General features: G+C 45.9%; 8 protein-coding genes. All 8 read right to left on the bottom strand.

Going from position 1 to position 12,725, the window contains the following annotated elements:
• Positions 1-2,985, bottom strand: a 2,985-nt coding sequence (locus tag QZP87_RS05220) for a type I restriction endonuclease subunit R (RefSeq protein ID WP_291321865.1), incomplete at its 3' end; no start/stop codon positions are given.
• Positions 2,982-5,261, bottom strand: a complete 2,280-nt coding sequence (locus tag QZP87_RS05215; protein WP_291321864.1) for an AAA family ATPase — start codon at positions 5,259-5,261, stop codon at positions 2,982-2,984. The genes QZP87_RS05220 and QZP87_RS05215, both read right to left, overlap by 4 nt.
• Positions 5,258-6,562, bottom strand: coding sequence for a restriction endonuclease subunit S (locus tag QZP87_RS05210; protein WP_291321863.1), 1,305 nt, complete (start codon positions 6,560-6,562; stop codon positions 5,258-5,260). Before QZP87_RS05210 ends, QZP87_RS05215 begins: the two co-directional genes overlap by 4 nt.
• Positions 6,552-8,102: a class I SAM-dependent DNA methyltransferase gene (locus QZP87_RS05205; RefSeq protein WP_291321862.1), complete on the bottom strand. Its 1,551-nt coding sequence runs from the start codon at positions 8,100-8,102 to the stop codon at positions 6,552-6,554. The genes QZP87_RS05210 and QZP87_RS05205 overlap by 11 nt, the downstream gene beginning before the upstream one ends.
• Before the next feature lie 91 nt (positions 8,103-8,193).
• On the bottom strand, positions 8,194-9,768 hold the full coding sequence (locus tag QZP87_RS05200) for a TIR domain-containing protein (RefSeq protein ID WP_291321861.1): 1,575 nt from the start codon (positions 9,766-9,768) through the stop codon (positions 8,194-8,196).
• A 258-nt stretch (positions 9,769-10,026) separates the two neighbouring features.
• Positions 10,027-11,049 (bottom strand): hypothetical protein, encoded by a 1,023-nt coding sequence (locus tag QZP87_RS05195; RefSeq protein WP_291321860.1) that lies wholly within the window; start codon positions 11,047-11,049, stop codon positions 10,027-10,029.
• Positions 11,050-11,209: 160 nt separating this feature from the next.
• Positions 11,210-11,644: a hypothetical protein gene (locus QZP87_RS05190; RefSeq protein ID WP_291321859.1), complete on the bottom strand. Its 435-nt coding sequence runs from the start codon at positions 11,642-11,644 to the stop codon at positions 11,210-11,212.
• Entirely contained in the window at positions 11,637-12,509 is an 873-nt protein-coding gene (locus QZP87_RS05185; RefSeq protein WP_291321858.1) for an MBL fold metallo-hydrolase RNA specificity domain-containing protein, read from the bottom strand. Before QZP87_RS05185 ends, QZP87_RS05190 begins: the two co-directional genes overlap by 8 nt.
• Positions 12,510-12,725: the final 216 nt, after the last annotated feature.

The following is a 12,725-nucleotide window of genomic DNA, read 5'->3' as shown; positions in this document are numbered from 1 at the left end:
GGCAATCGTTTTCAAGGTTTCATCCCCCAGTACCTTTACCGCGCTGTCGCTCACCTCTAATGCGTCGTAGAAGGCTATTTCATCATCGGACATGCCGAGATTTTCTCCGCGCTTATAAGCCTCGCGCATTTCCTGGGCCAGCTTTATCAATTCCTCTATCACCTGGGCGGCTTCAATGGCCCTGTTCTGATACTTGCGTATGCTTTTATCCAGCATTTCAGCAAAGGATCGGGCCTGGACGAGATTTTTCTGGGACTTGGTCCTAATCTCATCTTTCAGGAGCTTGTTCAGCATCTCCACGGCAAGGTTTCTGTGCGGAAGCTGCTTTACTTCCGAAAGGAATTCGTCCGAGAGAATGGAAATATCCGGCTTTTTAAGACCGGCTTCCGCAAATATGTCTACAACGCCTTGTGGTGCCACAGCCCGGGACACAAGCTGCCGTATGGCGGAATCCAGTTCCTCCGGAGTCTTGCCCTCCCCATTTACGGTGGATTTTGCCAAACCTGAACGGACCTCTTGGAAGAAACCGACCTTGTCGCGGATTTTAAGGGCCTCATCATGAGGAACTGCAAGGGCAAAGGCTTTTGATAAGGCTGTCATCTCTCTCAAAAAACGCCTTTTCCCGTCCTCCAGCTGCAGAATATGCTCCATGGCGGCGGCAATACCGGAAAGCCTGTTTTGGGATGACTCCTCCAGGAAAGGGGAATAATCAAAACCATGCAACATGGAAACAACCACATGGTATTTTTCCAGCATTATATTAACCGCTTCCTCCTGAAGGATAGCCGCATCGCCTCTGCCCCCAGCTTCAGTGTAATCGTTCAGGGCCTGCTTGAGCTGGTCTGCTATGCCCAGATAGTCCACCACCAGACCCCCCGGCTTGTCCTTGAATACCCGGTTCACCCTTGCTATTGCCTGCATCAGACCGTGTCCGCGCATGGGCTTGTCGATATACATTGTATGCAGAGCCGGGCAGTCAAATCCTGTAAGCCACATATCCCGTACAATGACTATTTTCAGAGGATCTTCCGGATCCTTGAACCTTCTGGCCAAAGCCTCCCGCCGCTGCTTGTTCCTGATGTGGGGCTGCCAGTCGGATTGATCGGAGGCCGAGCCTGACATTACAATTTTGACTTCTCCTTTGTCATCGTCTTCACTGTGCCACTGCGGCCTGAGCCTCATCAGAGCGTTGTACATATCCACGCAGATTCTGCGGCTCATGCACACTACCATGGCTTTGCCCGCCAATACCCGGAGACGATCCTCAAAATGGTTCAGCAAGTCTTCTGCAACCAGGGCTATGCGTTTTTCGGTCCCGACCATGGCCTCCAGGGCGGCCCACTTGGTGCGAAGCCTCTGTTTTTTTGACTCTTCTTCCCCCTCTGTAATCTCCTCAAACTCGGGATCGATCTTGGGCCTTTCTTCTTCGCTGAGATCAATCCTGGCCAGCCGGCCCTCATAGTAAATAGGGACTGTAGCCCCGTCTTCTACAGCCCGCAAAATATCATATTTATCAATATAATTTCCGAACACTGCCGGAGTACTGCGGTCATCCCGCTCAATGGGTGTGCCCGTAAACCCTATAAAAGACGCATTCGGCAGGGCGTCGTGCATATGCCTGGCAAAACCGTCTATAAAGTCATACTGGCTGCGGTGGGCTTCATCGGCAATAACAACAATGTTGCTGCGTGACGATAGTTGTGGATATTGATATCCTTTTTCCGGCAAAAATTTCTGAATAGTGGTGAACACCACCCCGCCAGCCGGGACCTTGAGCAGTTCCTTCAGATGTTCACGGTTCTCCGCCTGGACCGGCACCTGGCGGATAAGATCCCGGCATGAAGAGAAGGTCCCAAAAAGTTGGTCATCCAGGTCATTGCGATCTGTAATAACGACAAGTGTCGGGTTCTGCATGGCCGGATGGCGGATGACCTTTCCTGCAAAAAAGGCCATCAAAAGACTTTTCCCGCTTCCCTGGGTATGCCAGATCACTCCTATGCGGCGGCCGCCGAAGTGTTGTGACCCCTGCCCGTACTCCACCTGGTCTTCATGCACAGCAAACGGGTTGTGCTCGTCATGTCTGGGGAAGCGGGCATAAAGCAGGCCCTGGTCTGTTTCTATGCCACAGGCCGACAGGGTGCACTCGATTGCCTTGTTTACCGCGTGATACTGGTGATAGGCCGCCGCCTTTTTGGCTATGGAAATCCCGTCGTCATCAAAAACCGTAAAATTTAAGGCCAGGTCCAGAAAGCTGCTTTTTTTAAAAATCCCCTTGAGAAGAACCTCCAGCTCCACAGAACCTCTGGGGGCCACTTCTTTCCCATCAATGGTTCTCCAGGGCATGAACCGGTCCCAGCCGCTTGTTAAAGTACCGGCGCGGGCTTCGAGTCCGTCTGATATGATGAGCAGTTCATTGTAATTGAACAAATCCGGGATGTCCGCCTTATAGGTCTGGATCTGATTGAAGGCATGGTAAAGCGTGGCCTTTTCATCAGCGGGATTTTTGAGCTCAATTACAGCCAGAGGCAGGCCGTTTACAAAGACAACAATATCCGGCCGCCTGGTTTTCCGATTTTGAAGCACGGTAAACTGGTTGACAGCCAGCCAATCGTTATTTTCCAGATCCTCCAGGTCCAGGAGCCAGACCTTGTCATAAGTCTCCCGGCCCTCTTTAATGTATGCGACATCCACCCCGTCGGTAAGCATCCGATGCAACCGGCGATTGCTTTCAATCAGTCCCGGAGTTTCCGAGCGGGTGATTTTGCGTATCGCCTCCTCAATGCAGTCCTCCGGGATCGTCGGATTGATGCCCTTTAAAACAGCCCGGAGTCTTTTTGTAAGCACAACCTGATCATAGGAATCGCGCTCACATGCCGGGCCTTCCGGGCTGATGTCCGGGCCGAAGGCGGTCTGCCAGCCAAGGGAGGAGAACCAGTCCAGGGTGGTTTGTTCAAGGGTGGTTTCGGATAAAACGGGATTACTCATTCCCCCTCCTCACCACCATAAGTACTCTTTACAAGTTGTTCCATTGCCAAAAAATGTTTCTCATCTTGATATTTCATGAAATCAAGTAAATCGTTCAGCACACTATTTGTTTCACTTAAAATCGACATGTCATGTTCCGGTTCTCCAATAGCACCGCTATGGGAGTGGGTGTGTACGAAGCGAAGAATCCGTGTTTTCTTGGATTGATCAAATTCATTTGCATGAAGTTTGCTCCTAAGACCTCCTTTAATTTGAGGGCACCGAAAGGATAGGAAGGTCTCCAAAACGCGCCTGGCCATGTTTGGGAATATATAATATTCTTCAAGGTTTTTTTTAGAATTATCCTGAACTTTTCTATAAATGCGAGCAAACAAATAATGATATTCAGAGTTGTATTGTTCCAATAGTGGGTCAAGGGCAGTTAGCTTGGAGCAGCGTTTGTTGCCCTTATTTGTGCAATCCGTCATATAAAAACGGGTAGACTTCTGGCTGGTATTTGGTTGTTTTCGCCCCTTGAAATAATTGAACCAATTCTGGACCTGTTGAAAGAAGGCGAAGTTGTGGGTAAGTATAAAAAGTTGTCCAGCTTCTGCTGTATATTCTCTCATGAACCCGAATGCATAATATAAAGCATTGGCGTCCAGGCTGGAAACCGGATCATCGAGCACAACAACTCCATTTTCTAAGTCAAAACTTCTGTCCCGCAATGTTTTTAAGAAATATAGCAAGGAAATAGCGGTAATTTCACCCTCGCTTATATCTTCAGCGGGTTCGTCATTTCTTATAATCTTGTATCCGGTTTTCTCCACCTTTAACTGGAGTTCATTATGACCAAGATATTTTCGTAGGTCTTTATTCAATTCTTCCGCAGGTTGGCGATGTTCAATTATTGTCTTCTCAATCTCTGTAACTTTAGAGTTAAGTGCCTCCACTTTTTTATCTGCCTGTTTTTTTTCGTTTGACGCTTGCTGGACCTCTTCACATAGCCGGGAGAATTCATCAATATCTGCTGCAATAAGATTCAAAGCAAGTCTATCACGGGCAGAGGACACGCGGTCCTGAAATTCGTCCGAGGCTTTATTGTGTTTGCGAATGACTTCATTCAGTCGTTCAGGGAGTTCCGCTTTGGTTTCTGGTATGGTTATCTCCAGGTGGAGCTTGTCAAAAACTTTCGTTTTCTTATTCTCAAAGGCGTCAATAAGCGCCTCCAAGAACGAACGGATTTTGTTAAATTCCTGTTGGAGAGATTGCTCTGCAGACTCATATTCAGCAGCCATGTCATCGTAAAGTTCGGCCTTATTAGGTAGCTTCAGTTCGGATATCTTCTCCAGCATCGCCTTTAGGCTGCTAATATACTCATTAAGTGCTTTCACAAAATGTTCATATTCAGCACTAAAGTGCGCTTCCAGTGCAGCAACTCGGCCTTCCGGTAGTGGCTGCTCGCAAAATAAGCATATATCTGCTTGCCTTTCCTTGTGTAATCCAAGCCCTTGACGGATCCAGTCGTTGAGATTGTGATCATTTTTAAGCGATTCAATGGTCTCCGATAACACTGTCTTTGCAAGGAGGTTAGACGTGATACTTGCCAGTTCCTGTAAATCCGGCATCTGATATTTACACTCCGACAGCTTCGGCTTCAGAGTTGCTTGGTGTTGGGCGAGAAGGTTTTCCCGGTCAGTATCACTTAAAAGATGGTTAGCGGCATCTTTATCAGAAAGCATCTTCAAGGCTCTATCATGGAAATCGGACTTGTTATAATTGTTGTAGGGATTCTGGCCTGATGACCGTAACGTGTCTTTTATTACCCGCGCGCGATCCTGAGAGTAGCGATCAAGAGCCCTTTCTGCTTCCTGGCGCTTCGTTTTGGCGGAGTTGACATCAGATTCTGCATCACCTCGTTTCTCTTTCAGCTTTTCCACTTCCTTCTGCTTATTTGCGCTTTCCGGCCCTATCACATATATAGGCGGAACATTGCCGCCTTCTAAGGGAAAGATACTTTCGTTCACAAAATCCCGGTTAAAAACGCGGATAGGAATCCTCGCCTGGGGGAACTCCGAACAAGAGAAATCGGTTTCGTCAATGCAGACGGTAGTTTTACCTATGGCTGGCGTTATTCTTTGTTCCAAGGCCCTGAATATCCGGCTCAAAGTCGTTTTGCCCGTTCCGTTCCAGCCGTAAATAATGTTGTACCGGCCAAATCCAGGAAGGTCAGATGGCCAGGAGAAATCATGAAAAACCCCACACCCGCTTAACGACTTTAAGGAAGTGATCCTCATACCCCAGCCTCCTCAACAAACTTCTCGGCATCCGGGACACGCAGTTCGCCGGAAATGAGTCTGGGAAGGAGGGTATAGCCGAGGGAAGCGAGAGTGTTTGATTCAAAAAGATTGCCATAAGATTGATCAAAAATAGGTCCTACGAAATCATTAAATGTGACAAGGAGTTTTTTAGGTGGATGTACGACTATGAGCTGCTTCATATCGCGAACAGTAAAGTGGCCGAGACCAGTGGTCTGCTTATCCCTCGCTATTTCAGCAAAGACAGGACGCAGATATTTTAACAGGTAAAATACAAAGTGCTTTTCGATTGCCTGATATGGAAGAACACGGAATATGTGTTGGTTCAACCAGGCTGGTCCTCCACACCAGACAAAGGTCCCAATAGAGGTATCAGGATTACCCGACCAGGATAACAAGATTTCACCATCGCTGATCCTGTATTTGTCGTCCAGTTCTGTCTTCGTGAACTTGGTCTGGCCTGTAACCCCGTTTTTCAGTTCGGCGATTTTGACAACGGGCAATGCGCCTTCTTCATCAGTAAAATGGGAGTTGCGATATGCGGCACCATTTATGTATTTTGCAGACTCATATAATGAACGTGATTCCCATCCAGCAGGAATCTCCCCCAGCTCCGAATCCTCAAAACTATCGGGAAAAAGCTCTGCAATCTCCTCAGGCAGGCCTGTATCCCGACCCTCAGCCTTGGCGCGAACCGGATCAAAATCCACGAACCATGACTTGAATATGGCCCGGGCCATGGATTCCAGGGTCTTGTTCATCCGGCGGTTGAGCTCTATTTTGTCGTCCAGGGAGCCGAGGATGTGTGAAATGGCTAACTGTTGATCTCTACTTGGCAGCGGTACCATAAGGTTTGTGAATGACTTCATGGTAATTGTGTCAAACACAGTGCCGTAGGAGATCGAGCGTATTTGTGCTATCGCGGCCTTCAACGCATAATAGAGATAATGAGAGCTTGTCCCAGGTAGACCCACAAGGCCATAACATGTCTGATTGAACGACATCGGCTCACCAAGCATGCATAATGCCCCAACTGTCCCCCGTGCTGTGATTACAATAGTATTTTTGTCTAGGAGCTTAGCCGCTGAATTATCAAGCCCCTTTTGGGTAATCGTTTCCTCTGTAAACGTCAGATAGCGAGTTCGGCAATTAGCAACATCCTTTGCACTTGCCCATTTGATGGACCCGCCCCAATAGGTGGGCTCAGATCTTTTAGGAGTGCCGCCAAGGAAAATATTACATACGTCAGCTACTGGGATTTCCGGCCAATCACTCCCCATAGCCCAAAACCTCCAAATTCCTTTTGATGGTGGCTTCGAGCCGGTCCGCTTCGGCAAACTGATCGTAGAGCGTGGCTGAAAGTTCAGCCATCTTTTCCTCGAATGGGATGCCGTCGTCTTCGATCTTGGCCGCGCCCACATATCTGCCTGGGGTCAACACATAGCCATGTCCCTTAATTTCATCTGTGGGAACACTTCTGCAAAAGCCCGGCACATCCTTATATTCGCCTGCATCTTTTTCTCCGCGCCAGGCATGGTAGGTGGAGGCAATCTTTTGTATTTCTTCATCAGAAAGGTCTCTGTGAACCCGGTCAATCATGCCGCCCATATTCCGGGCATCGATAAACAGCGTTTGCCTGCGCCTGTCTTGGAACTTGCCGTTCTGCTTGTTTCGGGACAAAAACCACAGGCAGGCAGGGATCTGCGTGGTGTAGAAAAGCTGGCCGGGCAAAGCAATCATGCAGTCCACCAGGTCGTCTTCGATGATATTCTTCCGAATTTCTCCTTCGCTGGAAGTGTTTGTGGACATGGAGCCGTTAGCCATTACAAAGCCTGCGATTCCTGCAGGCGACAGGTGATGGATGAAATGCTGTATCCAGGCGTAATTGGCGTTGTTTGCCGGCGGAACGCCATATTTCCAGCGGGCATCCTCCCGCAGCCGCTCGCCGCCCCAGTCGCTCATGTTAAAGGGCGGATTGGCCAGGATATAATCGGCACGCAGGTCCTTGTGCAGATTGTTGTGGAAGCTGTCAGCAGGTTGGCCGCCAAGATTGGCCTCTATACCCCGAATGGCAAGATTCATTTTGGCCAGCCTCCAGGTGGAGGGGTTTGATTCCTGGCCGTAGATGGAAATATCGCCCAGTCTGCCCCCGTGCTCCTCCACAAATTTTTCGCTCTGGACAAACATGCCCCCTGAACCACAGCAAGGGTCAAAGATCCTGCCTTTGTAAGGCTCGATCATGTTGACCAGCAGTTTGACCACGCACCTGGGCGTGTAGAATTCGCCCCCTGCCTTGCCTTCGGAGGCCGCAAACTTGCCCAGAAAGTACTCATATACCCTGCCCAGGATATCCCTTGATTTTGACTCATCATCTCCAAGACCGATCTTGCTGATAATATCAATCAATTCTCCCAAGCGATATTTGTCCAGGGCCGGGCGTGAATAGTCCTTGGGAAGAACACCCTTGAGCTCCGGGTTTTCCTTTTCAATAGCCACCATGGCATCATCAATCAACTTACCTATGGTCGGCTGCTTGGCATTGGCCTGCAGCTTTTCCCAGCGGGCCTCCTGAGGAACCCAGAAGGTATTGGCTGCAGCATATTCGTCCCGGTCCTCGGGGTCAGTGTATTCGGTATCTCTTAAGGCTTCCAGTTCCTTATATTTGGCCTGAAAGGAATCAGAGATGTACTTCAAGAAAATCAACCCCAGGACCACGTATTTGTACTCCGAGGCGTCCATATGGCCCCGGAGCTTGTCAGCTGCGGCCCACATCTGGTTTTCAAAGCCGAGGTTGGCACCGTTATTATGCTTGGTGGCCACGTATTATCTCCTTATTATTTGGCTGCTCAACGGGCTGGTCAGGGGCGGCGCGCTTTTTGCCGTCCCCTGAACCAGCAAGGTTATGTCTTTTTCATTTTTCGGATAGCTCTGTCAACGCACATGATAGTTCTTCTTGAAGCGCAAAATTGTTCTCTTCGATATTAAGACTCTCTAAAACTTCTTTAAATTCCGGGCTCGCGAGTCTTCCCATACACCACACTATCCGCCTTCTACTATCAAACTCGAAATCCATTAATGAACTAATCAACCGATCGTTGAACTGGTTCGTACCAAGCTTTCCGATTGCTGTTGCCAGAATTCCGATCAGCCTATGATGCTTTCGATCGAAAACATCTTCAAATGTCTTAACCATCTTTTCGTTAATGATTAAACCTGCCTCGCCAATAACCCATATCGTCCTTGCTGCCAGATCCTCTGTTCCATTCGCTATTATTGAAATGCATCCATCTGAATCTTCATCTGTCACGTGCTTTGACAGAAATCTAAAGATCAGTCTCTTTTCATTTTCTACGGCCGACTCCAATTTCTCTTCAAGTTGTGTCTTGAACTGAAAACCATCAAGCAACCAGTCAGATTGATTGGTGCTCAAAAAGGTGGGAAATCCTGATGGCTTGTTAGATTGGGGCAGTTTTGCACCCTGACACCCAAACAAGCCGATTATCAAATGCTTCAAATAAGTTACAAGATCCGGAGATATTTCAGGTGTATTAGCCGCGTGACCCCAGAAAAGGGGGCGATTTTCACTGCTCAGAATGTCCAGATAGAAGCCAACTTTTTCGATATGTTTTTCGTTCCGAAAAAGATTACCATTTCTGGCTTCTTCCATTAGGAGGGCATTGAGTTCTTTTTTAATGTCTTCATCAAGCATCCCTTCACCAATATATATGGCATCACTCAGCATGGATATGTAGTCTACTTTTCGTGATGACAACGGATTTAGCTGAAGGGAAAACGACATAAGCCTTATTGCGCCATCAAGATTCTCGTTTTTGTATCCGTCATAAGCACAGGTTTGCGTATACTCGGGATAAAAGTGAAAGAAATCTCTTGTTTCTGCATCAGTTAATACTTCGGACTTTTCATATAAAGCCAAACTTAATTCGTATAATATGTTGGATTTAATCGTGTAGTCTTTTATATTGAGAATATCTACCAATTTCAAACTTTTCTCTATTATTTCAGACTTAACACTTTCTTTATTTATTTTTCCAACGATTGAAAGAAGCTTTATCTTCTTTGTTTCTTCAATAATCTGCTGGTATGCGTCATGATACTCTTTTTCTGAAAATGCAATCCATACTTTGTCGCTATAATTTGTACCGAAACTAACGTCATTATGCTTTAAATAAATTATCGGCTTTGCCAACGCTTCAGCATAACCAATTTCATGGGATACGTTCGCCCTTGGCTGGAAAGTCGATGTGGCTTCGTCTTTGTTATCTGGTGTCGCTATTACTAAGACGCAATCACTTTCCTGAATAAATGCTTTGACCTTTTGGGAAAGAGCCATACCGCTACTTGGCTCATCTATTACAACTATCACCTCAAACTCTAGTGATTCCAGAAATGACCTAAAAATATTTAGAGATTCGCCTGCGTGTCCATGGCTTATGAATATTTTTGGCTTCTCAAATACAGGCTTCATTTAAGAGCCCCCTGTTGTTTAGGTACATAATGCGGAGTTGAGCCGTAGGTTCCTCGCCGTCGGAACTTTAGTTCCGTAAGGCGAGGAACCTATCGGTCTCGAACGACTGGTTGGCTAGCCGCCGGAGGCGGCGTCAACCAGTCGGGCGAGAGCGCAGGCTCAACTCCGCATTGGCGCCGTCGGAGGCGGCGCCAACGCTCCGCATAACCGGCTGGCAATGGAGCGCAGCGGAATTGCCAGTCCGAGTTTATGCGGTTGTTATGTGTTTTGCTCAAGGTATGTTTTCAACTCTTTTGCCAAATTTTCAGCCTCATCCTTTGAAAGATAGGGCACCTTGATGGTTCGAGCCCAGAAAAAACTCTTCCCAGTGATTTCAGAGGCTTTCCCAAACGGCATCGCGTTAATCGTTTGTCCCTTCTTTGGAATTGGAGTGATAAATTCCACATCACGATATAACGTTTCGTCATCCGGTGACTTTATGGCACCTTTTTTAACTCGCCCTGCTGCGACAAGACCTGTCCACTTGTGTGAAAAAAACACAATATCACCAGGGTAGACATATTCGACGAACCGCTTTGCATCGCCAAATGCCGCCACTCGACTATTTTCCATCATATACCAGATTGATTCCTCATCCCAGCTTCTATTGGTATCAAACAATACACCTTTTACATCGCCTGGATTTTTGTGCTTGTCATAAGGCAAGGCAAAAAATTCGAAGTACTTTTTGCCATCGATTTCATAGATTCTATAAGGAAGGAAATCGATTGAGATGCCTTGGTGTTTCCAGTAGTCGACAGCACTAATGAGGCTATCATCAGCGGCACTACCTATTATTATCAGATGTTGTTTTTTGTTAAGTTCTTTCGCATCTAATGAATGTTCAAGATTGAATGCCTCTTTATGCGCCAAGTGCAAATCGGTATTGTTTCCTGCATATTGTTGGTATTTATTCTGAAGAGTTGAGAAAGTCCATTGCCCGGCATCTTGTGCATATCGCAATGCCTGATGTACTGCGCCTTCACCGGCAGCACCCCTCTTTAACTCAAAAATAATGAGTTCACCTTTTTCGTTTAGTGCGTAGATATCAGCTTCAGCTTGATACTGACGCTCTTGAAATATTGGCATTAAGCTGGCGTCTTCAAATAGGACATCTAAAATGCTTGATGCGATCAGCTCCTCCAAATCTTTTTCTAAATTACCAAAACTGGAGAAATCCTTGAATGTTACAGGTTCGAGTTTGTCAAACTTACCGTCGGTTGATCCAAGTTTATAAAGCATTGGTCTTTTTTCCTTTCCACATAACGTTGGAAGCCAGGAGCAGCCAGGGCTTCCACAGACCTGATTGAAATTGTTTGACGATCAATTCCCCACAAGCTTATCAAAACGCCGTCGGCCCTGGATGTCACCTGAGCTGACTGGTTAGTTGCAAAAACAATCCCTATGCACCTACACCATTCCTTGTTAAAGGACTGAAGCCCAAATTGGTTAGGTAAATAGGAAACTCTGCCACAAAGTCTTCGTTGCATCTGATTACTAAAAATTTTAAATCTTCAATCACCTTGCAAACATACGAATCCTGTAGCTGTGATGATTGAACTGCGATTTTTGGCCTATCGCAGTTGTGAATGCAGTCATTACGACGCTGAAATATCAGATCAAATCTTGACCGAAATTTTTTAACTGCTCTCTTTTTATAAGCAGTCTTTTGTTGTGGGCTTGCTGCACGATAGTCGGATTTATAAACTCCAAATAACCTATGCTGGCTATTTCGATGAAGAAGCCAGCGTTCAAAATTCGAAGAGTTAGTCGCTACCAACTTTTTATTGTCCCGAAAGAATTGATCCCTCTGTGATTTGTTATGTGTTTTAGCCAATTGTTACCTCCTCATTATCGTTTATCCGCATCACTTTTGTGCTTGTGAATATCTTTTTATATTCATCTCCTTCAAATGTATGGATTGGAACAAGAGCCTTCGGATTCAAAACCTCAACCATTCTTTTCAATGCATCTCGATCAGCATGTCCACTTGTGTGAATCGCTTTTTCAGTCATTCCTTTTCCAATAAGAAAACCAATGAATTCTTTAGTTGTTTTTTCTTTTTTATACCCATCCCACATCGAATAGATAAATGTGCCGTCTTTTAATCTTTTTATATATTCCAGATCTTTCAACATACTTGGTCGCACAATCATTACCGTTTTATCAAACTGCGATTCGATTTGTTCTTTCGTGATTTTATAGTCCTTGAAACGGTACAATAATTTTTCATTCCCTTTGCTGCTAATCATTCGAGAAAGTCGATATGGGAAAAACACTTTTATTTCGGGAAAGTTTTTAGATGGATACGGAATTGTAGCAAAATCTGACAACTCTTTAAGAATGTTTGCAATATAAAAATCAACAGCAAGAGTCTTTCCCGTTCTTTTGCAAGCTCTATAAATTGATACGAGCCGGTCAATGTTTTGACCTGATGTATAAATTAAATTGATTCCTTTGCTCGTTTTAAAAACATTTACAAATTCCTCTTCTATATCACTTTCGGTCGGGAACGGTTTATTCACTCGACCGACAGTTGTTCCTTCAAGAAGCAGATAATCAATATTTTGCTCAGTATTGTAGCTGAACCAACCAAATGCTTTTGTTTTTCTGCCGTGTATTCTGAAGTCACCACTGTAAAAAAGAGACTTTCCATCAGCTTTGATTAGAAAGGCATAAGCATCAAATGCAGAGTGGTCCATCAAATATGGCGTAATTTCAATATCACCAATAAAAAATGATTTCCCTGATTCAAAATGTCGTGGGTTTTTGATCGCCCAATCCTGATTTGTAAATATGGCTCTTCGACGTTGACTGTGGAATTTGATTTTTTGATTTTGCTCACAATTTCAGGTAGCAGATCTCCAAATTTTCACCAAGGAGGTTCTGCTTATGTTTTCAAAGGATATAATGACTCT

It is taken from the genome of Desulfonatronospira sp. (genome assembly GCA_003563255.1).
Lineage (GTDB): Bacteria > Desulfobacterota > Desulfovibrionia > Desulfovibrionales > Desulfonatronovibrionaceae > Desulfonatronospira.
Note: the sequence above shows the minus strand (reverse complement) of the source record. Positions and strands in the feature narration are given on the sequence as shown.